Genomic DNA, 22,687 nt, shown 5'->3' with positions numbered 1-22,687 from the left:
CGCGAGGGGGAACTTGCGTATACGGGCGAGGTTGAGCACGACGTGATGGATGCCATCGCCCTTGAATCGAGGGTCGAGCGAGAGGCCAATCCCCTCCGCCATTCAGCAGCCCCTCGCCAACCACCACCCCGCTCGCGCGGGATATCGCAGAACGCCGGCAACACCAAAACGGCCATGGGGCCACACTCTGACGGTCCCGCGTGTGCAACACCCGCACGCGCGAGAGCCCTTCGACACCAGCTCCCGCATACATCGGATCAGCGAGGCCCATGACCCCCGACATCCAGCGCGAACCGATACCCCGCGACGAATCCCACAGCCTGGTCAACGCGCTCACTGCGCTGAAATCCCAACTGCTCGATACCGCCCAGACGTGTCAACTGCTCGACAGGAGTGCCCAGCTGCAGGGAGGTGCGCCCGCCTACTCCGACCTGCTCCAACATGCCGCGGACGCACAGCACCTCGCACACGGCGTCATCCAGCTGACCGCCGACTTCACCGGAAGCCCGCACAGCACTACCCACGCCGGACCCACCGTCCTTACCCACCTCGCGACGGCGACCAGCATGTCGAGCCTGGCCGCAGCGCACTTCGCGGAGTCCGCCGAGCACGCCCTCAGCCTGCCCCGTCCCTCGAACCCCGCCGTTCGCCGCTACCTGGAGACCCGCATGCTCGTGGACCATTCCTCTGCTCGCGCCTTTCTGCGAAGGGCGTCGGAGTCCCTCCGTGACGCGGCCAAGGAACTCGAAGACCCTCTCAACGTCCACCGCAACCGGCCCTTCCCCAAACCTGCGTGGCGGCAGAGCCCAGAGCCTCCGCAGCCCGCTCCGAACCCGAGCCGCCGATAGCGCAGATCACCGGTACCACCAAATCCGCCCGGAAGTCGCACCCTCTTCTCCCCACACGCCGACCTTCGCGAGGTGCACCTTCGTGGCGGACACCCACCCACACATCACCATCGGCCATCACGTCCGGTATGGCGTCGTCGCCGCAACCTCCCACGACAACCACGTTGTCGAGCACATGCTGGGGCGCGTCGACTTCGAGCGCCTGCCTGGCAGCGGCATGTACGCCCTGGCCGACCCCCGCCGGGATCCGGTCCGGCGAGGCGGACAAGCGGTGCAGTCGCTGCGGGCGGCGCACTACAGCGTCGCCTCTGATGTGGCCTACGACCTTCAGCCCGTGACCCGCCTGCCGTCGGCTTCGAACGAGTCCTTCGAAGCCTTCTCCCAAGTCGCCGACCACGGTCACCTCGACCCGAGCTGGGTTACCCAGCGGCGGCGGGCACAAGTGGCCACTGCCGTATCTCCGGCTCGAGGTTCCGCCACGCCCCATCGACCTGCACGCCCTGTCGAGCACCGCCCTATCTCAGCTTCCGCGCAGCGAATTCATGCGCGCTGATCCCCCACTTCATCGAGGAGTCTCGTCATGAACCCGCATCCGGAGCCCGATGTCGCTTTCGGTCTGATCCCGGAGCTCGGCGTAGCTGCTGCCGTCGCGGACGATCGCCCGGCCCTCGACGAGGCGCTGCGCAAACACCACTTCCGCTATTCACCGCCCGACGACGTCTATCTGTTGCCGGGCGACACACCGCACACCACCGCCGTACGCACGGTGGCCAGCGCGACCCAGGAGTTCCAGGACAACGGGTTCTCCGTCGCCGCTGACCCCAAAATCCTGCTGTCGCTTTCCCCGACAGCCACAGAAGCGCTCCGGTCGAGGGTTCCTGAGCCTTCCGTTCATGTCCTGACCAGCCAACTTCACGATGCACGGCAGGCGATGGACGTCGCCGACGTCCTGGGCGAGGTCCTCGACGGCCGGCGTGGCACCTTCGTTCGGCTGGATGAGTTGTTCCAGGCCGCGAGCGTCTGGTGCGAGCGGCTCGGCAATTCGAGCGGCCACGAACTGAGCGTGCATCTTCGCTCCATGCGGAACAACGTGGCCTTCATCGGCCAGCAACTCGCCGACATCCAAGCCGATTTGGCGGCGATGCCGGACGGCTTCCCTGAAGGCGTCCCCACCTTGAAGGAAGACCCCGTGTGGGAACGCCGCGAAGGCCCGGCACCCTCGCCGTCCACGCGCGCGCAAGCCGCCATCGTGCCCTCACCACACCGCGCCCAGGACGTCCCGGCCACCGATACCTCAGCGACACCCTCCGCCATCCACCCCACCACGCCGCGCCGCACCCGCTGAACCACCCGTCTCTCTGCCTGCAAGGAGTCCTGCTCATGACCGTCAAGAAGCTGTGGACCATCGATCACACCTGTGGCCACACCAGCGAGGCCGACCTCTCGGACCGTCCCGCGGACCGCAGGGCCGGCTACGCCCGCTGGCTCGCCGGACGTGACTGCACCGATTGCTGGCGCGGATCCCGCAACCGAGACGGTGTCCCCCGGGCCGGCTGGCTCGCGCAGAAGCGGGCGGAGGAGCAGCTCGCCTCCGAGGAGTGGTCCGAGCAGTACCGGATGGCACCGCTGGAGGGCACCGAGCGGGCCGCCGAGTGGGCCGTCCGCTGTCGCCACCAACTCGTGACCGCCGCTTACACCGCGCTCGTCGTCGAGGGCACGGCCAGCGAAGCGGAGTGGGAGGCGGTCGAGGACCTCATACGGCAAGTGTCAAACGCCGGTTGGTGGCTCGACCAGCGTGACGCCGACCCCGCCGACCTGCCCGAACTGCTGGAGGCAGCCTCCGGCGCCGACCGGCCGACCGAGAACCCGCACTTCTGACGCCCGTCCCCCGGAGGCCTCCCATGCCAACCAGCTCGACCGTCACGATCACCCGCGAAGACGACGGCAATGTCATCGCCAAGGGTGGAGACACCCTCGCCAACACCCTGCTCACCCGCGCCGGCTTCATCTACGAGAAGTCCATCCGCACCTTCTGGTACCGCCTGCACTGGGATACGGGCAAGCAGAGCGAGAACCAGAGGGCCAGCCACGCCGCCCGGATGCTCACCGCCGTCGGCTACGACGTCGAGATCAGCCCCGACCTTGTCATCGGCGCGGTGACTACGCCGCCCGACCCACAAGGCAATCGCGTATACGGCCACCAGATCCTCGCTCTGACCGACCAACTCAACGGCGCCAACTCCTCCGCAGCGGCAGCCGGAATCACGGAGCACGTCCTGGATCCGCACGACGGAGTCCTCGTGCGCCTCGGCGAATTCTTCGAGGCCGCCGCCGAGAAGGCAAAGGAGACCGGGAACGAAGAGGGCTGGGACCTTACGGACGACTTCACCGAGGCGGCAGCCACGCTCACCTCGCTCGGCGAGGACCTGCACGTCGCGACCGACCGGTTCAGGGCTCTCGACCTTCCGCCTCGACCCAGTTGGCAGGCCCGAGTCGTGGACTACTACGCCTCCGCCCCTGCCACGCACCATCCCAACGTGGCGTCGCCGAGTGAAGCGCCCGTAGCCGCTCCGCCCTCCGCGCCCAAGCCGGGTCGGACACGGTGACGACCCAGCTCTGATCACCCGCCACGACCCCAGGAGGTAGCTCTCGTGACCGCTAGAAGTCTCCGCCGGCCCCAACTCCCGCTCCGCTTCGCACCACGTCATGGGACCGCGCATTGCCTCCTTCACGCACCCCCAGCACGCCCTCGACCACCACCGGCACCGACGCTCTTCTGTACCTGCTGATCGCTGTCGCGGCGCTCGGCTTCGGCGGAGGAAGCCTGGCCTGGTTCTTCGGCAACGCCACCAACGTCGCGATCGGCACCGATCCTTGGGCCTCCTACGCCCCCGCCGAATCGCTGCTTCACCCCGATCAGGTCTGGCCGCACCTCCCCCACCCCGCCATGATCGTCGGCTGCTACGTCCTGCCCACACTGATGCTCCTGGCTGCCGCCCTGCTCGGCGCGAAGGCGTGGCTGCGACTGCACGGCCGCCCGAACGGCCTGGCCGACCAGCGAGCTCTCGCCGATCTGCTGCCCAAGAAGATCGCCGACAAGGCGATAGGCCTCCGCCCGAGCCTGAACGGCACCAAGCCGAAGAACGTCGCGCCGGACGACCGTGGTGTCCTGCTCGGGACTCTCCCCGCAGGCGCACAGGAGGTCCGCTCCTCCTGGGAGGACGTGATCGTCGCGATCATGGCACCCCGGTCCGGGAAGACCTCGGGTCTGGCCATCCCCGCCATCCTGCGTGCGCCCGGCCCGGTCCTGCTGACCAGCAACAAAGCCGCCCGCGACGCGTTCACCGCGACGGCCACCGCCCGCGCCGAGGTCGGCATGGTGTGGACGTTCGACCCACAACAGATCGCCCACGCACCGCAAGAAGTGTGGTGGGACATCCTCGCCGCCGCCCACGATCTGACCGGAGCCCGGCGCCTGGCCGGGCACTTCGTCACCGCATCCGTGAACGAATCCAGCGCCGGCGACTTCTGGTCAGCCGCCGCCGCGAACACCCTTACCGCACTCTTCCTCGCCGCCGCCCGCGGCCATCGCCCCATCACCGACGTCCTGGCCTGGCTCGCCTCCCCCGCCGACCGCACTCCGATCGACCTGTTGCAGGACGCCGGTCTCGACGCGGTCGCCGCACAGCTCCATGGCACCGTCGCCGGCGCGGTCGAGACCCGCGACGGCATCTTCGAAACCGCCCGCCAGTTCGCCAGTTGCCTCCTCAACCCATCTATCGCCGCGTGGGTCACCCCACCCAACAACCTGGCGAAGGTTCGGGAGTTCAAGCCGGATGCCTTCGCCACCAGCAAGGACACGCTGTTCCTGCTGTCCAAGGACGGCGGCGGATCTGCCTCGGCGATCATCGCCGCTGCCGCCGACGCGGTGATGCGCACCGCGGTCATCCAGGCCGAGCGCGACGGCGGACGGCTCGATGCCCCGATGCTGGCGATCCTCGACGAGGCCGCCAACGTCTGCAAGATCTCCGACCTCCCGGACCTGTACTCGCACCTCGGCAGCCGCGGGGTCATCCCCATCACGATCCTTCAGTCCTACCGCCAGGGCGTACGGGTGTGGGGCGAGGCCGGCATGGACGCCCTCTGGTCCGCCGCCACCATCAAGCTCGTCGGGTCCGGCATCGACGACGCCGACTTCGCCGACAAGCTCTCCCGCCTGGTCGGCGACCACGACGTACGCACTGTGTCGGTGTCCACCAATGAGTCGGGCAAGTCGACATCGGTGTCCATGCGCCAGGAGCGCGTGCTGCCGGCCGATGCGATCCGCGCCCTGCCAAAGGGCTCCGCTCTCCTGATGGCCACCGGCATCCGCCCTGCGCTCCTTGACCTCAAGCCCTGGTACCGCGAACCGGAGGCCGACCGGCTCGGCGCCGCATCCGCCATGGAGACCGCGGCCATCACCGAGCGCGCACTGGCCAAGTCGCTGCACCGCGACGCCTTCGGCCCGGCCGCATGACGGCGCTGGTCCTTCGATCTGGGCGAGCCAGACCCAGTGTTCCGTCGCCCGCCCCCTCCGGCCCCACTTCGTTTGTAGGTACCGCATGTCTCACCCCACACCGTCCGGCGAGTCACACCGTCGCTCCGCAGGTCTCGCCGGAACGCCTGCCGTTCGGCACGGCACCCACTGGTGGCTGGTCGGATCGTCCGGCGCCATCCACGCCTCGGATCCGAACTTCACCGGCGAACTCGACTGCCTCGCCGCTGACTTGGCAGCAGCGGACCAGGCTGTCGCAGCGCTTGCCACCGAGCGGAAGACCGCGCGTAAGGCACGGCCGTGACCCCGCTCGAGCACGCCGAACAGGCCGTCCTGGGTGCGCTGTTCTTGGCCCCCGGACAACTTGACCGGCTCCGTGGCTGGCTCCGCCCTGAGCATTTCGACCGCCCTGCACACACCGCGCTGTACGCCGCGATGCTCAAGCTCCACACAGCTAGGCACCCCGCGACCACCGAGGACGCCACCGGGCCCGTGCCACTGTCCTGGATCACGGACACCCTTCAGGAGGCGAGCCACCACACCCGAGGACTGACCGCGGTCTATCCGCACCTGCTGGTATCTGCATGCCCGCGCTCCGAACACGCCCCGATGTACGGCCGAATGGTGCTGGAGGGCGCCATCCACCGCAGCGTCACCCGGCACGCGGACCAACTGCATCAGGCCGCGCTCGCCGACCTGCGCACCGGCACCGCCGACGAGACCGTGCACCACGCCGAGATCCTCTCCGACGTCCTCGCCGACCTGGCCCACGCCTGGGGGACCGAGCCCCGTCCACTCCAACCGCCCACCGCCCAGGTGCCCCGAGGCTGTCCCCCGCCACCGGTGGCCAATCAGATCCTTGTGGAAGAGGAGCACCTCCTGGGGTGTCTCGCCACCCGTCCCGAACAGCTCCTCGGCCTCGTGCACTGGCTTCACCCCGACGACTTCGCCGATCAAGGACATCAGCAGATCTACCGCGCGCTCGGCGCGCTGCACCATCGTGGCGAGCCCATCGACCAACTGACCGTCCTATGGGAGACCCAACGTCGTGGATCGCTGACCAACGGCACGCTCACCACCGAACGGATTCGACGCATCTGCGGGCCTCTCGCCGGTGGCGGCGCCGCCGAGCACTACGGTGAACAGGTACTCACGGCCTCGCTCGCCCGCACCGCCACGACCGCGGCCCAACAGGTACGTGCACTCGCCGACCAAGATGCCCTGGCACCCGGCCAGTTGATCAACTACGCGCTGTACGCCCTCAGCCCTCTCGATGACGTACGCCGCCGTCAGCGCATCGCGAACGGCATCGATCCGGGCCCGCCCCGCTCCAGTCCGCAGATCCCTCCACCACCGGCTCGGAGCAAAGCCGCCCGCGCCCGCAGCCGCTCTCACCATCCCGGCCCCAAAGAGTCTGCCTCCCCCACACCCGCCGGATCGCAGCACGTCGCCCGCCCCAGCCATCGGAGTCCCTCATGATCGGGTGCCCCGTTGGCCGTTCGGGCCCGCTGATCGGCAGCCTGTGCTCCGGCTATGGCGGCCTGGACCTCGGCGTCCAGGCCGTCCTCGGCGGTGCGCTCGCCTGGCATGCCGAGATCGAACCGGGGCCGGCCCGAATCCTGTCGCGACACTGGCCCACTGTCCCGAACCTCGGTGACATCACGGCAGTGAACTGGGCGGAAGTCCCGGAGGTGTGTGTCTTGACGGCCGGCTTCCCGTGTCAAAGATGTCTCGGTCGCCGGCCGTCGCGCCGGACTGGTTGACGGCACCCGGTCCGGTTTGTGGCTGCACGTTGTCCGCGCCATCGAAGCCCTCAAACCCTGTCTGGTGGTCATCGAGAATGTCCGGGGACTCCTCACCTCCCCCGCCGGTTCCCCTGGCGACGTGGAACCCTGCCCGTGGTGTCTGGGAGACACCACAAGTCAGCCTGCTGTGCGCGCACTCGGTGCCGTACTCGGCTCCCTGGCCGACATCGGGTTCGATGCGCGCTGGTGCGTGCTTCGCGCCTCCGACGTCGGCGCCCCGCACCGCCGCGAACGGGTCTTCCTCACCGCCTGGCCCGCCGAACGAGACTCCGCTGCTGAAGACACCGACGAGCAACCTGTCGACGATCGGCGGCAGCCAACACCCGACGGTACGCAAGCAGGGTGGCCACGGACCGAATCTGGCGGACGAGGTGGAGTGGCTGCTGCCCACGCCGAAGGCATCCGACGGATCGAAGGGCTCGCCGAACCAGCGGCACGGAAATGGGGACTTGACCTTGCCGTCGGCGGCAGCCTCCTTGCGAGCCACCACGCCTCCCACCCTCTCCGCACGTGCGCCGAAGCGCCGCCCGACGGGCAGTTCCGGGTCGTCAGCAGGGACACCCACCTTGTTCGGGCCGGAGGGCCCCAGAGCTGGGGCTCGTACGCACCAGCCATCGCCCGCTGGGAGCGCATCACGCGGCCGGCGCCTCGCCCCACCGACACAGCCGGTCGGCTCAGCCCGCTGTTCGTGGAGTGGATGCAAGGACTTGAGGCTGGCTGGGTGACTGGCACCCCAGGGTTGGGACGACCGGCCCAACTCGCCGCCCTCGGTAACGGAGTGGTGCCACAGCAAGCCGCATACGCCCTACGCAACTTGGTACCTGCACCCACCGCATGTCGGCACCAGCGGCCCTCGTGAAGTCCGGCTCGTACACCATCATTCCGGCCGGACCAAACCCCGCTTTCCACGGACCATCACGACCCCGAACACTCGATCTTGCTGAGGGGTAGTGATGGCTGGTCCAGCTCAGGAACACGAGCCGGTACGCGTACCCGACCACGACCTGGACGATCTGGTCGCCACGGTGACGCGGCTGGCCGCGGAGAGCCGCAAGCAGAGTGACACACTCGCCCGGCTCTCCAACGAGGCCGCCTCCGAGCACGGCGCAACTGAGAACGCCGACTCACGTGGTGTGTCCGGGCCGGCAGACGCGAACATGTCTGCCGGACCGGACACCCTGCACGAAGGCCCGACGTCAATCTTCATCCTGGCCCTCGAAGGCAAGGCCTACGACGAAGAACTCGCCGCCCTCACCCGCTGGGTGCATCACCTGCTGATACCCGTGTACGGACGAGAGATCAGTACCTCGCGCCCGTGGTGTCGACAGTGGCAGGAGCACCCCGAGGCCGTCGCCCGCCTCCACGCGCTGTGGCTGGCCTGGCAGCAGCTCACCGACATCGAGTCCAGCCTGACCGGCCCGCAGACGTGGCACCGCGACCACCTCGACCCCACACTCATGCAACTCCGCGCCCCGGACGGCCCGTTCGGCGCATGCACCACCAGCACCGCCCGCCCCAACCACCGACTGCTGGCCGCGCCCGACGTAGACGTGGTGGCCTGACATGGACGACGACTTCTACGCGGGCCTGGAGCACGACTACCGGGTGGCCGGCTTCCAGGCCCGCGCCAAGAGCGTCGAGGACGACTTCATCCAGGCCACGCTCTCGGACGACATGTTCGTGACGGCAGCCGACCACCACAGCGCCGACGGCCGCAACAGCTACCTGCTGTTCTACGACCGGGCGGCCATCTGGGACGTTCCCGGGCAGGCCGAGTTCGTCGCCCTACACATCACCCGGGACCCCGAGCAATCCACGTTCGACTTCGCAATCCAGCGCGCTCCAGTAGTGCCACTTGCCCAGAGCTGGCTCATCCAGCGCGGCTGCCCGACCGAAGCCACCCTGCCGACGCGCAACCACGGCCCCCAGCCCGCCGACCCACTCACCACCCGACTCGAAGACCTGCTGCGAACCAACCCGGAGAACCGCTACGAGGTCCTCGCCCACTTCACCGACAACCCGGGAACCTTCGACTTCGGCACCGAAGTGCACACACTGGTCTACGACCATCATCCCCACTCGGCATCCGCCCCGTACCGGCTGTTCCTGGAAGAGACCGACAAGAACTTCCAGACGTACACAGTCCGCGAAGGCGCCTTTCCCTCCGCAGAGGCTGCCGACGAGTGGGTCATGACTCGCGACACCCCGCTACCCCTCGCTCCTGCGCCGAGCAGCAGCACCACACCGCGAGCTCAGACCGCTCGGGCTCGATCCGCCGGCACGAGCGCCAATCACCTGGCCGGGCCACCAGCCGCCGGAACAGTGCCCCGAACTCCGCCGTCCCCCACACGGCACCCGCGCGGAGGCATGCGGTGAGGACAGCTCGATACGCATTCGCCGCGCACCCCGAAGCGCTCGCCGACCTGCGCAACATCCCGGACCACATCCGCGACCTGGCCCTGCTGGAACTGCAGCACCTCGTCCACGGCAACGAGCGCGGCGCACCCCTCACCCGCGAACTGGCGGGCTGCCACAAGGTCTACGTCTACCCGGAAACCCGCTGGCGGATGGTCATCCAGTTCCGAGACGCCCCCGCCACCTCCCAACACCGCCGCGAGATCTACCTCGTAGCCGTCGGTGAACGCCAGGACCACGCCGCGTACCGCCTGGCCACCCACCGTCTGGAGCGCGAACACTCAGCGGCTCCAACACACCTGCGTCGCGCGCAAGCAGCCCGCTCTCAATCTCCGCACAGCACAGCGGTAAAGCCACCACCCATCACGGCCTTCGCTCCCACACAGCCTTCGGCCGACGCAGACCGTTTATCAGGTGTCCCAGTCCCACCGACCGGCAGGACTCTCCGTCATCCGGAACCGCTCAGCCCCGCTTGACCAATGGCAGCTCGGGGCGCCGGTCCGACACCCCCGCCTTGTCAGCGAGTTCACCGGAGACGGTGCCGGTGGCGAAGAATTCGGCGAAGACCGGGTTGAACAGGTCCGGGCGGTCGGTCTGGCCCTGGTGGCCGCAGTCGTCCGGGTAGAAGAACTGGACGTTGGGGAGGTGGTCCTCCTGTACGTGTCCCCACTCGACCGGGGTCAGGATGTCCTGGCGCCCGTACAGGTAGATGCCGGGAACGTCGAGCCGGCCCAGACGCCCCTTGGTGGCGAGGCGGGCGGCGCGGTTCTGGTCGGTCCACGGCACGATGTGCCGGTACTGCAGCAGGGTCGGCCAGAACTGAGCATGGGCGTCGAGCCGTTCGCTCGCGGACAAGTAGCGCATCTCCACGAGGTCGTCGCTGACGGCCTCCTTGCGGTGGATGATGGCCGTCATCATCGTGCGCATGCCCTCGCGGGTGCCGTCGTAGGCGGTCATGTGGAACTGGCCCTTCGGCGGCGCCACGTCCTCGGGCACCACGTCCCCGATGTCACCGGCGATGAGCGCGAAGCTGATCACTCGGTCCGGCCGGGACACCAGGTAGTTCACCGTGTTCATGCAGCCCATGGAGTTGCCCGCGAGGTGGAACCGGTCCAGGCACAGTGCATCGGCGAACTGCCCGATGAAGTCGACGAAGCTCTCCATGCCCTTCGGCCAGTACTCCTCGCGGGGGTCCGAGAGGCCGAAGGCCGGCATGTCCGGGCAGTAGACACGGAAGCCCTGCTCCGCGAGGTAGGGGGCCATGAAACGCCATCCGGCAAGCCCCGAGGAACCGGGCAGCCCACCGTGCAGCAGGACAACGGCCGGGCCGCTGTCACCGGCGGTCATGTAGTGGGCCCTGGCCCCGTCGGCCAGCCGCACCCAGCGGCTCGCCATTCCGGGGACCTCGACCAGGTTCTCGTCCGTGAGAGGCATGAGTGTCATCCTTCGGTCGCGTTGTTCAGTGGTTCGGTCGTTCAGAGTTCGCCTGTGAGGCCGAGAAATTCGAGCGCATTGCGGGCGAGGAGTTCGGGCCCTGCCTCGGCAGGCAGGACCCCTGAGGTGTGCGCGTCGTCGATGGACTGCATCGACAGCCGCAGCTGGTCCGGGAAGAACGGTGTGTCGGTGCCGAGCAGCAGCCGCTCGACGCCGAACCGGTGCACCAGCAGGCGCAGGTGCTCGTCGTCGAACACCAGCGTGTCGGCGTAGAGCCTGCGGGTCAGCGCGTCCCAGAGTTCCGGCTCAGGCCCGCTCCGGAGCCCGGCAGCCACCTTGAGCCGTGGGTACGCCCAAGGGAAGGCGCCGCACCCGTGCGCGAGGGCGACCCGCAGGTTCGGGTACTTCGCCAGGACGCCGCCGAAGATCAGCGAGGACGCCGCGATGGCGGTGTCCGTGAGCATGCCGAGCCCGAGGTCGAACGGCTGCCCCGCTCGTCGGACCACGCCCTGGCCGCCGAGGACCGGGTGCACGAATACCGCGGCGCCTGCCCGCTCGCACGCCGCCCAGAGCGGATCGAGGACCGGGTCGTCCAGGTCCAGGGAACCGATACGGGTCCCGACCTCGATGCCCCGCAGCCCCAGCTCCATGCACCTGCCGAGCTCGCGGACCGAGGCGCCGACGTCCGCGAGCGGGAGACACCCGAGCCCGATCAGTCGTCCCCCGGACCGTGTGCAGGCCTCCGCGACGGAGTCGTTCATCGACCCTGCGTACGCAGGGTCGGCGTCCGGTCGCCATGCGTACTCCATCGTCACGGGAACAGGGGAGATCACCTGGTGGGACACCCCGGACTCGTCCATCTCCCGCAGCCGAAGGGGCACGTCCCACAGGGGCGCGGTGACCTCCCGGAACGTAGACTGGCCACACAGGATCCGCCCCCTGCGCTCCCCTTCGACCACGAGGCGCGGGGAATCGACTTCGTGCCCGGCGGACACAGAGAGGTCGGTCCCCAGGTAATGCGCGTGGACGTCGACGGCCGTGGCTGCGGGCATGAGTGTTCCTTCTAGGTGTGTCGAACCAAGCAGGTGTCGAAGGGCGTGGGCTGTACGCCGTTCTTGAGGGACGCTAGCGATCGACAAGGACTGTCGTGGGTGTCGTTCTAGTGGCCGGAACCGGGCCGCCCGGCTCCTCGTCCCGCCCTGCGGAACGCGTTATCGTGACTCAAGTGGCCCCGTGCGGGCCTCTGTTCACCACCGAGCAGCAATGGAGGTGCTGGTGGCCACTGTGGAGAAGCGCTCCCCGGAGGCAGAAGGGCAGCCTGCCTCGATCCTGTCGAAGGCGTTCGATGTCCTCGGGGCGTTCGGCCCCGATCAGCGCGTACTCACCTTGACCGAGATCGCGCGCGCGAGCGGCCTGCCGAAGTCCACGGTGCATCGACTCCTCCACCGGCTCATCCCGCTCGGTGTCATCGAGCCGCACGGCAGCGGATTCAAGGTCGGCCTGCCGATGCGCCGACTGTCCTCGGCCATGCCGATCGAGAGCCTGCGCCAGTCGGCGCTCCCGCACCTCGGGCAACTGCACCGCTGGTCCGGGCGCCATGTGCATCTCGGTGGGCTGCGCGGGAGCCGCGTGGTGTTCGTCGAGAGATTTCTGCTCCCCGGGCGCGAGCTGCCTTCCGCGAGCCCCGGGACGGACATCGCCGCATACGCCACGGCGCTGGGCAAGGCGATGCTGGCGTTCCTCACCCCCGAGGAACTGGCGGACGTGCTCGCCGAGCCGATGGAGGCGCTCGCGCCCAACACCGTGACCGATCCGGAGGACCTCCTCGCCGAGCTGCGCCAGGTACGGCAGCGGCGGGTGGCGTTCGCCCGCGGCGAGTCGCATCCCGACGTCACGTGCGTGGCGGCCCCGATCATCGTCAGAGGACGCGCCGTGAGCGCGATCTCCGTGTCCACAACGGCCAGGGACACCGCCATCGACCGCGCGCTCGTCGAAGCGGTGTGCACGGCCGCCCACCGCATCGCGCGGGACAACGAACGTGTGCTTGCCGAGGGCAACGACAGCTGGTTCCCGGGCATTGACTGACCCACGAGCGGTCGGCGCCGCGTCGCGACGCCGACCGGTGGATTTCCTCAGCCGTTGTAGATCGCGAAGGGTTTGTTGGAGTTGAACACGTCCGTGGTGACCAGCGTCGACCACTCCCGGGTCAACCCAAGCTCCTGGATCGCTCCGACCAGGCAGAACCAGTTGAGGATCTCGTGCTGACCGGCCTCGACCACTGCACGGCTCGTCGTGCCGGCCAGCTCCTCGTAGCGTTCGTCCACGAGTAGTTCGTAGAGCCGCCTGTCCGCGTCGGTGTCGGGCCGGATGTGCCACAGCGAGTCGGCCAGGAACGCGTGGGACCAGCTCGACGACGCCACGAACGCGACCTTGAGGTCCGTGTCCCGGAAGTACCGGGCGATCGCCCGCCCGACATCGACGCAGCGGGCGGGGCTCGGGCCCGACGGGTCCAGGGTCTCCTTCTCGATGTCGGCGAAGCGGGCCAGGCCGCCCTTGCGGGCGATCGCGTGCTGCCCATAGCAGTTCACCGTGATCGGGAGCAGCCTGTACGGAAACTCCGCGCCCGCGTGCTCGTAGTCCAGGAACAGCTGAGTGTTCAGGATGGCGTGCGGGAAGTGAGCCCCGGCCCGCTTGCGGTAGGAGTAGGCCATGTCGACGCCATCGTTGATCAATCCGTCTGTGAGGGCGCGGGCCTGCGCGGCGTCACCGCGCAGCGTGATCTCGAAGTCGTTGGGCAGGCCCCATGCGTTGGGGCTCCCCCGCTCATTCATCACCTCGAAGGCCGGGACCTCCAGGTCGTCGTAGGCCAGCACGCAGAAGGGCGGGACGACCTCTTCGCGGAAGTTCTCGTACTGGTCGTCCCCCCACACCACGACGACGTCGGGTGCGAACGCGTCGAGCGCCGCGCGGCAGCGTCGCAGTCCGTCGACCAGTCGGGTGCGATGCCCGGCCGCTGAGGTGCGCCCCTGGTCGTCCCCCCACTCCTCACGCATGGCTGTCGGCCAATGCGCCGGGTCCTTCTCCTTTTCCGGGATGTCCGGGTCGGTCAGGGTCCAGCGCAGCAGGCCGGCCATGTGCTCGTCCGTGCCCGCGAGCAGCGGGTAGTGGGTCATTCCGATACCGAGGAACCGGCTCACCGTTGTGCCTCTCCTTGAAGGGGTGTGGATACGGGGTCGGCCGGCGGCGCGGTCGGGAACTCGTCGTGCGAGACCGGCATGACCACCACGTTCGATGTCCCGAGGTGCATCCAGCGCGTGCCCTCGTCGTCAGGTACGTGCGGCAGGACCTCGACGGTCGTGAATGGGACGCCGTTGGGGTCGTGGGTCCCGACGATGATGTTGACGTCGCAGCCGACCGAGCGGACATGCAGGATCTTGTCCGGACCGTCGGGCGTCAGATGGTCGACGATGCGCATCAGCACTCCAGGGCGTTGGGTTGTCGAGACCGGCCGAACCGACCCGATTCGCATGCTGGGGAATTGGGTGTCGTAAGGAAAACGAGGCTCGACGCTAACGCTCCCGCGCGGTGCGGGACGGCCGGGTTCCAGTGCCTGGAACCCCTTGTGTGCCTGCGAGTTGCCGCGGTTCCAGCGGCTGGAACCGCGGCCCACGGTGGCCGCCGCCGTGCCTAGGTTCGACGCACTCCCGGCACCACCGCAGAGAACGGAGCCATCCGTGCCCCAGCCATACGTGATCGACAAACGCGAGGAATCCCTGTTCCAGGTCGACCGCGAGGTGTTCACCTCACAGGAGATCTTCGAGAAGGAACGCGAGCTGATCTTCGCCGACGCCTGGCTCTACGTGGGCCACGAGTCGGAACTGCCGAAGAAGAACGACTTCCGGACCCGGGACGTCGGCGGCCGGTCCATCATCTTCAACCGGGACCGCCACGGCGACGTGCGCGTGCTGCTCAACACCTGTCTGCACCGCGGCGCTTCCGTCTGCAGACACCCCAAGGGCAATCAGAAGATCTTCACATGCTTCTACCACGGCTGGGCCTACCGGAACTCCGGCGAGCTCGTCAACGTGCCCGCCGGTGAGGACTACGCGAACGCTCCCGCCGACGTCTACGGAGGGCTCCGCTCGCCGCGCGTGGAGAACTACCGCGGCTTCTACTTCTGTAACTTCTCCGACAGCGCGCCCGACCTGCGCACCTGGCTGGGCCCCTCGGCGTACCTGTTCGACCTCGCGACCGACCAGTCCGAGGACGGCGTCGAAGTCCTGGAGGGCACACACAACTACACCCTCAACGCGAACTGGAAGCTGCTCGTCGAGAACAGCATCGACGGCTACCACGCGAAGTCGGTGCACCACACCTACTTCGAGATGATGATGGAGCTCGGGCAGACCCCGCCGATGCTCGGGGAAGGCACCGTCAACGGTGTCCCGCCGGTCGGGCTCGGCACCGAGTTCGGCAACGGGAACGTGACGCTGATCTATCCAGGGAACGGCTTGCCGCTGGCCACCGAGCAAGTGGCGCACAATCTGGCCGAGCTCCGGGGGAAGGCGGTCGAACGGCACGGTGAGGAGTACGCCTCCGCCGTGTTCAACCTCGCCCGCAACTCGGTCTTCTTCCCGAACTTCTTCCTCATCGACCTGAACTTCGGGATGATCATCCGTACGATCATGCCGCTCGGCCCGGACCGCACCCAGGCGACCAGCTGGCACGTCGCACCTCGCGGCCTCTCCCAGGAGTCGTTGCAGTACCGGATCGACAACGCGCTGACCTTCTGGGGCCCGGCGGGCCTCGCCACACCCGACGACGTCGAGGCGCTCGAGCAGGCCCAGCGCGGCTTCAGTGCCCGCCGTGAAGTACCGCTGTCCGACATCTCGAAGGGCATCGGCAAGCCACGGCCCGCTGCCAACGACGAGCTGCAGATGCGCGCCTGGTGGCGCCAGTGGAACTACGTCATGACCGGCGAGCAACTCCCGGCCGAGGTCGAGGCGTTCACCCCGTTCACGACCCGCGAACCGAGCCGCAAGCCTCAGGAGGCCTGATCCGATGAGTACCACAGAATCGCAGGCGCCGGCGGCCGCCCGACCCGTCTCCGGTGTCACCCTGGCCGAGGTCGAGCAGTTCCTGTACGCCGAGGCGGCGTTGCTCGACGACTGGCGCCTCGAGGAGTGGGTGGAGCTGTTCACCCTCGACTGCACCTACGAGATCCCGGCGACTGATGTCCCGGACTCGGACCCCGGACTGACCTGGTCGCTGATCCACGACCGGCGCACCATGCTGGAGCAACGGATCATCCGGCTGAAGAAGCCCGAGGCCCACGCCGAGTTCCCGCACTCGCAGACCAGCCGGATCATCGGCAACGTCCGGCTCACCGACCGGCTCGAGCAGTCGCTGCTCGTCGAGGCCAACTTCCTCGTTTCGCGCATGAAGGCGGGCAAGTTCGACCAGTACGCCGGCCGGCACTACTACGAGCTGGTGCCCGCCGCGGAGGGCTTCCTCATCCGCCGCAAGAAGAGCGTTCTCGCGCATGACCGGCTCGACCCCCAAGGCAAGATCTCGTTCGTCCTTTGAGGACGGTCACCACCACAGGAGCAGACACGATGGGCCAGGAGGCGACCATGGCGGAACGGAGCTTCGCGTGCGAGGTCGACGATCTCGACGACGGCGACACGATGACGGTGGAGTTGGGTGGCCTGCCCGTCGCGCTCTACCGGGTCGGGGACGAGTTCTACGCCACCGCCGACACGTGCACCCACGAGAAGTGGTCGCTGGGTGAGGAAGGTGACCTCGACGGGTTCGAGATCACCTGCACCCTGCACAATGCCCGGTTCGACGTGCGTGACGGGAAGGCCCTGTGCTTCCCGGCAACGGTGGACCTCAAGCGGTACTCGACGATCGTCGAGGACGGCCGCGTGTACGTCGCCCCCGCCGAGGTGTCCGCATGAGCGCGGAGCGTTTCGCCGGCCGGGTCGCCGTCGTCACCGGCGGCGCCAGTCCCATCGGGTTCGGGATCGCGTCCAGGCTCGCGGCCGACGGCGCGGCGGTGGTACTGGGCGACTTCGACCGTGAGCGGCTCGAGTGCCTCGGGGCCGAGCTGGCCGCCGAGGCGCCGGGCCGGGTGCACACGATGCTCGGCGACCTCAGCAGGCGCGAGGACGCCGCGGCTCTCATGGGCGCCGCGACGGAGCGCTTCGGACGGCTCGATGTGCTGGTCAACTGTGCGGGCGGCGGGGTCATCCGGCCCACTCCCGACCACACCGAGGAGACCCTGCGGGCGACCGTCGACCGCAATCTCTGGACCACGCTGTACTGCACGCTCGAGGCGCTCCCCGCGATGTCCGCCGCCGGGTACGGCCGGATCGTGAACGTCGGCGCCGAGTCCGTCCGCAACGGCCTGTTCCGGCACGCGATCTACAACGCCGCGAAGGGCGGCGTCCACGCCGTAGCCACCGGGCTCGCCCGTGAGTACGCCGAGCAGGGCATCACCGTGAACGTCGTCGCGCCCGCGTGGATCACCACCCCTGAGGCCGACGCGCGCATCGCCGCCTCTCCGGAGGCGGAGCGCGCGGACTGGGCCGTGTTCATGGACCAGATGCGCGCCACCATCCCGATGAAGCGGCCGGGCACGGTCGCCGAGGTCGCCGCCGCCGTCGCCTTCGTGGCCTCGGAGGAGGCGTCGTACATCACCGGACAGACGATCAGTGTCAACGGCGGCAGCTCCATGCTGTGAGCCCTCGCCGCGCAACCAACTCCCTTTCCAGCCAGGAGGTTTCGTGTCCACCGCCGATCCGGTCCGCTCGGTCACCGTCGTCGGGGGCGGGCTCGCCGGGTTCACCGCCGCCCGCGAGCTGCGCTCCCGGGGATTCGAAGGCACCCTGCGGATCGTCGACCCGCAAGGCCTGCCGTACGACCGTCCGCCGCTCTCCAAGTCGTACCTATCCGGGGCGGCCGAGGCCGCTTCCCTGCACCTCGCGCCGCCGGAGTGGTACGCCGACAACGACGTCGAGGTCATCGAGGACAGCGCCGCGAAGATCGCCGTCGGCTCCGGCTCCGTCATGCTGGCGAGCGGTTCCGGGTTGGAGACGGACGCCGTCGTCCTCGCCACCGGTGGGCGGGCCCGAAGGCTTCCGGTGCCCGGCGGCGACCTGCCCGGCGTCGTGTCGCTGCGGGACCTCGCGGACGCGGACACGCTGCGGGAGTACCTGCGCCCCGGCGTCCGCCTGCTCATCGTCGGCGCCGGGCTGATCGGCGCGGAGGTCGCCTCCACCGCGACGAAGGCGGGCGCGCAGGTGACACTCGTGGACCCGGTGCCCATACCGCTGGTGCCCGCTGTCGGCGAGGAGTTGGCCGAGAAGCTGCACGGGATGCACGCCGCGCACGGCGTCGAGACGCTCCGGGGCGTGCCCCAACGGATCGTCGCCGACGCGGGCGCACTGCTCGTGGACGTCGAGCGTCAGGGCCGTCTCGAACGAGTGGCCGCAGACCTGGTCCTGACCGCCATCGGTATCGTCCCCGACACTTCACTGGCGGGCTCGGCAGGGCTCGCGGTGGATGCGGGAATCGAGATCGACGCGGCCAGCCGCACCTCGAACCCCGGCGTATGGGCGGCGGGCGACGGCGTGCGGATCCGGTCGGCCGACGGGACCCTGCGCCGCTGCAGCGAACACTGGGAAGCCGCCGTACTCAGCGGCACCGCGGCCGCATGCTCGATCCTCGGCCAGGAGACCCCCGAGCGCCCCCCGTCCTGGTTCTGGACCGACCGCTACGGCGTACACGTCGAGGCGGTGGGCTCCATGTCGGCACCCGGCTCGACCGTGCTCCGCCAGTCCGAACGACAGCTGGTCGCATTCAGGGTGGACGGAGACGGCGCCCTCGTCGGTTGCGCGGCGATCGACGGCGGGAAAACACTCAGGGCCGCGAAACGCCTCATCGTGCGCGGCGCCCGGATCGGACTCGCCGAACTCGCCGACCCGACGGTCGACCTCAAAAAGGTCGGCGGGAAATAGCGGGTGACGACGCGCAGGCCGCGTGCGCGGCCTCGCCGGTAGACCGTACCTGCGGTCTGCGCTCCCAGGCCCGCTCTCCTCGACAAGATCCTGGCCGCCGTCGGCATCCAAGTCATCCCCACCGGCATCCGGATTCCTCGTATGAACGCCTGTGGGATCTCACTGGCCGTGTCCCATTGCGATGCTCTGACCTGTGACGTCAGCTTGTGTCTTGCTCTGTGTCCCGGTGGGCCAGTCTCACGAACGTGGCCCTTCTTCGTCCTGTAGCTGCGCGCCAGGGGGCGCCTGTTGCGCAATTGCCCGCGCCGAGCGGGCTGCCTTCTCCTCGGCGTCCGAGAGGACCGCGGTTCCCACACCGAACAGGCCCTGTCGCAGGAAAACTGCCAGGCCGTGCGCGGCAGCGGCGATCCTGAGCAGCAGGTCGAACGCGGCGTCCGGGTCTGAGGCGAGCTGTCGGGCCACCGGCAACAGGAGGCGGGCCACCTTGTCGCCCGCCGTGGCGAGTTCGGTGAACCTGGACTTGTCGAGTCCCGCATTGAAGGTCACGTCGAACAGGGCAGGTTCCTCGGAGGCGAATCTGACGTATGCCGCAGCGAAGGACGCCAGTTGTTCGACGGGGCCCTCGATGCCCTCCACGGCCGCGGCGAAGCGACTGCGCTGCTCGCGGTAGCCCTGCGTGGCGAGTTCCGCCAGCAGCGCGTCCCGGTCGGCGAAGTGCTTGTACGGCGCCGCGACGCTCACTCCGGCCCGGCGGCTCGCCTCGGCCAGGGTAAAGCCGTGCGGACCTCGCTCACCGACCAGCTCCAAGGACGCCCGCAGGAGGGAGTTGCGGAGGTCGCCATGGTGGTGGCCGACGGGGCGTCGGGTAACGGGAGGAGCCATGCCGATAGGTTAACATCGCTTACCAGGTAAACGGCATTAACCATGGGAGTCGTCATGTCCGCTGCCCGTTTTCACCACGTCAGCCTCTCCGTTGCCGACCTTCCCGCGCAGGAAGCCTGGTACGCCGACACGTTCGGGCCCACACAGGTGGAAGAGCGCCTGGAGCTGTCGCTGGCGTAGCAGTCGGGTCTCCTCTTCAGCGCTCACGCACTACTCCCCGCCACTTTTGGCGAGCCTGCGCAGGTGTTCGCGGGTCCATCCGGTGATGCGCGCCGCCTCGGCCTGTGCGCCGCGCTCGTCGGTCTCGCGGAGGAACTTGACTGCTTCGACCTGGAGGCCGGTACGCGCCCCGTCGAACGCGGCCTCGGCTTCGCGGTAGCGGTTGGCGTCGAGTTCGAGCTTGGCTTGCCCATGAACGCGAGCGCAGCATGGACACCGTCGCCCGCGACACTGAACTCCGCGCGCAGGGACACACGTTCATGCAGAGCGCCTCCGAGCTCGACCTCGACAAAGCCAGTGCATGGTGCGCCGTACAGACCGCGCGCGCCGACGTCGCCCGGCCAGCCGGCCGTGCTGATCCAGACCCAGAGTGAGCAGCTCGACGACGCACACGGGCCAGCTGAAACGCTCAGTTACCGGCATGGGGAGCGACGTGACGACTTGGGCCCGTGCGACGCGCACGTCGACGTGTAGATCACCGTGCGTCTGACCGCCAGGGGCGTTGCGCCTCGCCTATCGGGTGGGACGGATCATGACCGTGAGCCTCGGTGATGCTGGTGAAGGCTGGCTGTGGCCGATGTCCTCGTACCCCCACGCCCGGTACAGGGCATGCACCTTCCCGTCCCCCGCCGCCTCGTTGACCATGAGCGTGACGTACGGCTCGTCCCGGCCGGCGAGGAGCGCATCGTGGATGCGGCGTGCTACCCCCGTCCCGCGCCATCCCGGACTAACGCCGATCTCCTTCAGCGCGATCGCGGCCTGAGCCGTGTACTTCTCGCTGGGAGGCGGGCTAGTGCGCTGCCAATAGCGGTCTCCGTCTTCGATCTGGTTGCCGTAGGCGTAGCCCACAGGCTGCGCGTCCTCGTAGGCCAGCACGGCCTTGAAGCCCGGCTCGGAGCCGTGGCGGTCCAGACGTTCCCCGAAGGACGTGACCGCATAGTTCGGCAGGTGCAACAGCGGGGCACGTACCTCTGCGTACACGTCGAGCAGGTCGCCACGTGCGGCGTCCAGATCGGTGAACGTACGGAGTTCGATGGCGGGTGCCGAAGTCATGCTGAAGGCCTCCATGCAGCGGTGTGCTCTGTCCAGTTGTCGGCGCTGGCACTGCCCGGCGCGGTGGCACGCAAGGCAGCACTGAACTCTTGAAGCATGCGGGAAACCCGGGCGTGTTGGGTAGCGGCTTCGGCCGGCACGCTCATCGCGGTGTGCGTAGCAGCGTCGACATCACCCTGGGCGAGTTGGGCGTGTGCCAGGCGGCTCGTTGCGATGGCGCGGGACCGGCGCATGTGCGGTCGAAGGGCAGCCAGGCAGCGGTGCGCATGGAACTCGGCCGTGGGCCAGTCTCCGGCAGCGAGGTAGGCGCTCAGCGCGAGCGAGTGCAGCTCTGCATCGTCATAGAAGGCCGTGAGCCAGACAGGACGGCGGTCCTCGGATGCGCGCGCCATGGCTTCTTGGGCCTGGGCGAATGTACGGCGCAGATTTCCGTGTTCGTGGGCCACCCCCTGAATGGCCATCTGCCGGGCTATGCCCAGCGAGGCGAACATTGGGTCACGGCGGGTGATGTGGAGGCTGCGCGCGACGTCGTTGGCGGCGCGTGCGTCGGCAGGTCGGCCCAGGTGCCGGTACAGGCTGCCCGCGTGCGACCAGATACGGAACTTGATCGCCTGATCCCCCGACAGCTCCGCGAGCGTCTGCGCCTCACGCATGTGCGCAATCGCGTCCTGGAAGCGTCGACCGTCAATCGCCGCCCACATCGCCGAGGAACGGAACGACGCGGCAGCGGCGTAGAGGGTCGAGCGCACGCGCTGGGTGGCCGAGCCGGAGTTCTGGAGGTTCAGGGCCTCGTCGGCCAGACGCGCCGCGCGCTGTTCGATGTCGCGTTGCCCGCCTCGGTTGTGGTCACTGGCGATCACAGCCGAGAACTTCTCCTGCAGGCTCTCGACGTCGCTCATGCCGATCCTGCGGGTAGAGCTGGGGCCTGGCGCGGCGGCGGCCACGGCCGCCGAGAGCGTGCCGGCGACCAGGGTGCGACGGTGCATGGGGTCCTCGTCCTCCTGCCGTGGGGTCACCGTGGACGAAGGCCGACCCCGTGGCATGAACCCTAGTTCCATCGCGTGCCGGCCCGTCACGTCCTCCAGAGCCTTACGCGTAGCGGTGTTGGGCCACCTGACTCGCCCGGACCGCCAGTCCCTGACCTGGCGTCCGTCACACTTTCCAAGCCGCCCGGTGAGGCGTTCCAGGGCCAGATTCACCGCGTTGGCAAGGCTGTTGGAGCTGAAGCCGTGCTCGTCCATCCACGCCTCAAGGACGATGTTGCGCGTGGCGTCCATGACCGCACCGTAGCTCCGTCGCGTACGCACCGTCAGGTAAACGGGGAGTCAAAAGCCCCTAGGGGGCGCACCAGAATGCCGTGCCGCATCCCCTAACTCAAGCTGCGCGTCGCCTAGTTGGCTATGAGGTAAGGCGCAGGACGCGACCTCGCCGCCGTCCGCGCAGCACCTCGACGAGCAGGAGCCCCCACATGAACTC

General features: G+C 68.6%; 26 protein-coding genes. 19 read left to right on the top strand and 7 right to left on the bottom strand.

Annotated elements, in window-relative coordinates; all coding sequences use genetic code 11:
* Window positions 1-269 precede the first annotated feature (269 nt).
* The 12 genes from OHA73_RS35655 to OHA73_RS35600 all read left to right on the top strand — a co-directional run bounded on the left by OHA73_RS35655 (window position 270) and on the right by OHA73_RS35600 (window position 10,078).
* Window positions 270-848: a hypothetical protein gene (locus OHA73_RS35655; RefSeq protein WP_327657183.1), complete on the top strand. Its 579-nt coding sequence runs from the start codon at window positions 270-272 to the stop codon at window positions 846-848.
* Between the two features lie 82 nt (window positions 849-930).
* Window positions 931-1,401 (top strand): hypothetical protein, encoded by a 471-nt coding sequence (locus tag OHA73_RS35650; RefSeq protein ID WP_327657182.1) that lies wholly within the window; start codon window positions 931-933, stop codon window positions 1,399-1,401.
* Between the two features lie 27 nt (window positions 1,402-1,428).
* Window positions 1,429-2,193, top strand: a complete 765-nt coding sequence (locus OHA73_RS35645; RefSeq protein ID WP_327657181.1) for a hypothetical protein — start codon at window positions 1,429-1,431, stop codon at window positions 2,191-2,193.
* 35 nt (window positions 2,194-2,228) lie between these two features.
* Window positions 2,229-2,726 (top strand): hypothetical protein, encoded by a 498-nt coding sequence (locus tag OHA73_RS35640; protein WP_327657180.1) that lies wholly within the window; start codon window positions 2,229-2,231, stop codon window positions 2,724-2,726.
* 23 nt (window positions 2,727-2,749) lie between these two features.
* Window positions 2,750-3,454: a hypothetical protein gene (locus OHA73_RS35635; protein WP_327657179.1), complete on the top strand. Its 705-nt coding sequence runs from the start codon at window positions 2,750-2,752 to the stop codon at window positions 3,452-3,454.
* Between the two features lie 113 nt (window positions 3,455-3,567).
* A complete protein-coding gene (locus OHA73_RS35630) occupies window positions 3,568-5,364 on the top strand; it encodes a type IV secretory system conjugative DNA transfer family protein (protein WP_327657178.1) in 1,797 nt (598 codons plus the stop codon).
* A 318-nt stretch (window positions 5,365-5,682) separates the two neighbouring features.
* On the top strand, window positions 5,683-6,861 hold the full coding sequence (locus tag OHA73_RS35625; protein WP_327657177.1) for a DnaB-like helicase N-terminal domain-containing protein: 1,179 nt from the start codon (window positions 5,683-5,685) through the stop codon (window positions 6,859-6,861).
* Complete coding sequence (locus tag OHA73_RS35620; protein ID WP_327657176.1) at window positions 6,858-7,145, top strand: DNA cytosine methyltransferase; 288 nt, start codon at window positions 6,858-6,860, stop codon at window positions 7,143-7,145. The genes OHA73_RS35625 and OHA73_RS35620 overlap by 4 nt, the downstream gene beginning before the upstream one ends.
* A 16-nt stretch (window positions 7,146-7,161) precedes the next feature.
* Window positions 7,162-8,046: a DNA cytosine methyltransferase gene (locus OHA73_RS45835; RefSeq protein WP_443063164.1), complete on the top strand. Its 885-nt coding sequence runs from the start codon at window positions 7,162-7,164 to the stop codon at window positions 8,044-8,046.
* 94 nt (window positions 8,047-8,140) lie between these two features.
* Complete coding sequence (locus OHA73_RS35610; RefSeq protein WP_327657174.1) at window positions 8,141-8,749, top strand: DUF4913 domain-containing protein; 609 nt, start codon at window positions 8,141-8,143, stop codon at window positions 8,747-8,749.
* A gap of 1 nt (window position 8,750) precedes the next feature.
* Complete coding sequence (locus tag OHA73_RS35605; RefSeq protein WP_327657173.1) at window positions 8,751-9,563, top strand: hypothetical protein; 813 nt, start codon at window positions 8,751-8,753, stop codon at window positions 9,561-9,563.
* Window positions 9,560-10,078, top strand: coding sequence for a type II toxin-antitoxin system RelE family toxin (locus OHA73_RS35600; protein WP_327657172.1), 519 nt, complete (start codon window positions 9,560-9,562; stop codon window positions 10,076-10,078). Before OHA73_RS35605 ends, OHA73_RS35600 begins: the two co-directional genes overlap by 4 nt.
* Here OHA73_RS35600 and OHA73_RS35595 read toward each other — a convergent pair.
* Both OHA73_RS35595 and OHA73_RS35590 read right to left on the bottom strand, forming a co-directional pair.
* Entirely contained in the window at window positions 10,065-11,036 is a 972-nt protein-coding gene (locus OHA73_RS35595; RefSeq protein ID WP_327657171.1) for an alpha/beta fold hydrolase, read from the bottom strand. The genes OHA73_RS35600 and OHA73_RS35595 overlap by 14 nt on opposite strands.
* Window positions 11,037-11,077: 41 nt before the next feature.
* Window positions 11,078-12,088: an amidohydrolase family protein gene (locus OHA73_RS35590; protein WP_327657170.1), complete on the bottom strand. Its 1,011-nt coding sequence runs from the start codon at window positions 12,086-12,088 to the stop codon at window positions 11,078-11,080.
* 223 nt (window positions 12,089-12,311) lie between these two features.
* Between OHA73_RS35590 and OHA73_RS35585 the strand changes: the two genes are divergently transcribed.
* Window positions 12,312-13,121: an IclR family transcriptional regulator gene (locus OHA73_RS35585; RefSeq protein WP_327657169.1), complete on the top strand. Its 810-nt coding sequence runs from the start codon at window positions 12,312-12,314 to the stop codon at window positions 13,119-13,121.
* 47 nt (window positions 13,122-13,168) lie between these two features.
* Here the strand turns inward: OHA73_RS35585 and OHA73_RS35580 are convergent, their stop codons facing one another.
* Window positions 13,169-14,233 carry an extradiol ring-cleavage dioxygenase gene (locus OHA73_RS35580; protein WP_327657168.1) on the bottom strand — a complete coding sequence of 355 codons (1,065 nt, stop codon included), beginning with the start codon at window positions 14,231-14,233 and terminating at the stop codon, window positions 13,169-13,171.
* Window positions 14,230-14,511 (bottom strand): hypothetical protein, encoded by a 282-nt coding sequence (locus tag OHA73_RS35575; RefSeq protein WP_327657167.1) that lies wholly within the window; start codon window positions 14,509-14,511, stop codon window positions 14,230-14,232. Before OHA73_RS35575 ends, OHA73_RS35580 begins: the two co-directional genes overlap by 4 nt.
* 259 nt (window positions 14,512-14,770) lie before the next feature.
* Between OHA73_RS35575 and OHA73_RS35570 the strand changes: the two genes are divergently transcribed.
* From OHA73_RS35570 to OHA73_RS35550, 5 genes are read left to right on the top strand one after another with little or no spacing between them, the layout of a single operon-like run.
* Complete coding sequence (locus OHA73_RS35570) at window positions 14,771-16,093, top strand: aromatic ring-hydroxylating oxygenase subunit alpha (protein WP_327657166.1); 1,323 nt, start codon at window positions 14,771-14,773, stop codon at window positions 16,091-16,093.
* 4 nt (window positions 16,094-16,097) lie between these two features.
* Window positions 16,098-16,622 (top strand): aromatic-ring-hydroxylating dioxygenase subunit beta, encoded by a 525-nt coding sequence (locus OHA73_RS35565; RefSeq protein ID WP_327657165.1) that lies wholly within the window; start codon window positions 16,098-16,100, stop codon window positions 16,620-16,622.
* A gap of 47 nt (window positions 16,623-16,669) precedes the next feature.
* Entirely contained in the window at window positions 16,670-16,996 is a 327-nt protein-coding gene (locus OHA73_RS35560; RefSeq protein ID WP_327657164.1) for a non-heme iron oxygenase ferredoxin subunit, read from the top strand.
* Window positions 16,993-17,781, top strand: a complete 789-nt coding sequence (locus OHA73_RS35555) for an SDR family oxidoreductase (RefSeq protein ID WP_327657163.1) — start codon at window positions 16,993-16,995, stop codon at window positions 17,779-17,781. The genes OHA73_RS35560 and OHA73_RS35555 overlap by 4 nt, the downstream gene beginning before the upstream one ends.
* Window positions 17,782-17,824: 43 nt before the next feature.
* On the top strand, window positions 17,825-19,057 hold the full coding sequence (locus tag OHA73_RS35550) for an NAD(P)/FAD-dependent oxidoreductase (RefSeq protein WP_327657162.1): 1,233 nt from the start codon (window positions 17,825-17,827) through the stop codon (window positions 19,055-19,057).
* Between the two features lie 237 nt (window positions 19,058-19,294).
* Here the strand turns inward: OHA73_RS35550 and OHA73_RS35545 are convergent, their stop codons facing one another.
* Entirely contained in the window at window positions 19,295-19,939 is a 645-nt protein-coding gene (locus OHA73_RS35545; protein ID WP_327657161.1) for a TetR/AcrR family transcriptional regulator, read from the bottom strand.
* Between the two features lie 54 nt (window positions 19,940-19,993).
* Here OHA73_RS35545 and OHA73_RS35540 point away from each other — a divergent pair, with 54 nt between their 5' ends.
* A complete protein-coding gene (locus tag OHA73_RS35540; RefSeq protein ID WP_327657160.1) occupies window positions 19,994-20,119 on the top strand; it encodes a VOC family protein in 126 nt (41 codons plus the stop codon).
* Window positions 20,120-20,671: 552 nt separating this feature from the next.
* Here OHA73_RS35540 and OHA73_RS35535 read toward each other — a convergent pair.
* Both OHA73_RS35535 and OHA73_RS35530 read right to left on the bottom strand, forming a co-directional pair.
* Window positions 20,672-21,211, bottom strand: coding sequence for a GNAT family N-acetyltransferase (locus tag OHA73_RS35535; RefSeq protein WP_327657159.1), 540 nt, complete (start codon window positions 21,209-21,211; stop codon window positions 20,672-20,674).
* Window positions 21,208-22,488, bottom strand: a complete 1,281-nt coding sequence (locus OHA73_RS35530) for an XRE family transcriptional regulator (protein WP_327657158.1) — start codon at window positions 22,486-22,488, stop codon at window positions 21,208-21,210. The genes OHA73_RS35535 and OHA73_RS35530 overlap by 4 nt, the downstream gene beginning before the upstream one ends.
* Window positions 22,489-22,687: the final 199 nt, after the last annotated feature.

The organism is Streptomyces sp. NBC_00483, assembly GCF_036013745.1.
Lineage (GTDB): Bacteria > Actinomycetota > Actinomycetes > Streptomycetales > Streptomycetaceae > Streptomyces.
This window is presented reverse-complemented; position numbering and strand designations above follow the sequence as displayed.

Coding starts and splice junctions, on each gene's coding strand:
- OHA73_RS35595 (WP_327657171.1), bottom strand. CDS start 11,036: ATGCCTCTCACGGACGAGAACCTGGTCGAGGTCCCCGGAATGGCGAGC.
- OHA73_RS35645 (WP_327657181.1), top strand. CDS start 1,429: ATGAACCCGCATCCGGAGCCCGATGTCGCTTTCGGTCTGATCCCGGAG.
- OHA73_RS35610 (WP_327657174.1), top strand. CDS start 8,141: ATGGCTGGTCCAGCTCAGGAACACGAGCCGGTACGCGTACCCGACCAC.
- OHA73_RS35640 (WP_327657180.1), top strand. CDS start 2,229: ATGACCGTCAAGAAGCTGTGGACCATCGATCACACCTGTGGCCACACC.
- OHA73_RS35565 (WP_327657165.1), top strand. CDS start 16,098: ATGAGTACCACAGAATCGCAGGCGCCGGCGGCCGCCCGACCCGTCTCC.
- OHA73_RS35560 (WP_327657164.1), top strand. CDS start 16,670: ATGGCGGAACGGAGCTTCGCGTGCGAGGTCGACGATCTCGACGACGGC.
- OHA73_RS35545 (WP_327657161.1), bottom strand. CDS start 19,939: ATGGCTCCTCCCGTTACCCGACGCCCCGTCGGCCACCACCATGGCGAC.
- OHA73_RS35575 (WP_327657167.1), bottom strand. CDS start 14,511: ATGCGCATCGTCGACCATCTGACGCCCGACGGTCCGGACAAGATCCTG.
- OHA73_RS35635 (WP_327657179.1), top strand. CDS start 2,750: ATGCCAACCAGCTCGACCGTCACGATCACCCGCGAAGACGACGGCAAT.
- OHA73_RS35555 (WP_327657163.1), top strand. CDS start 16,993: ATGAGCGCGGAGCGTTTCGCCGGCCGGGTCGCCGTCGTCACCGGCGGC.
- OHA73_RS35590 (WP_327657170.1), bottom strand. CDS start 12,088: ATGCCCGCAGCCACGGCCGTCGACGTCCACGCGCATTACCTGGGGACC.
- OHA73_RS35620 (WP_327657176.1), top strand. CDS start 6,858: ATGATCGGGTGCCCCGTTGGCCGTTCGGGCCCGCTGATCGGCAGCCTG.
- OHA73_RS35535 (WP_327657159.1), bottom strand. CDS start 21,211: ATGACTTCGGCACCCGCCATCGAACTCCGTACGTTCACCGATCTGGAC.
- OHA73_RS35540 (WP_327657160.1), top strand. CDS start 19,994: ATGTCCGCTGCCCGTTTTCACCACGTCAGCCTCTCCGTTGCCGACCTT.
- OHA73_RS35605 (WP_327657173.1), top strand. CDS start 8,751: ATGGACGACGACTTCTACGCGGGCCTGGAGCACGACTACCGGGTGGCC.
- OHA73_RS35530 (WP_327657158.1), bottom strand. CDS start 22,488: ATGGACGCCACGCGCAACATCGTCCTTGAGGCGTGGATGGACGAGCAC.
- OHA73_RS35655 (WP_327657183.1), top strand. CDS start 270: ATGACCCCCGACATCCAGCGCGAACCGATACCCCGCGACGAATCCCAC.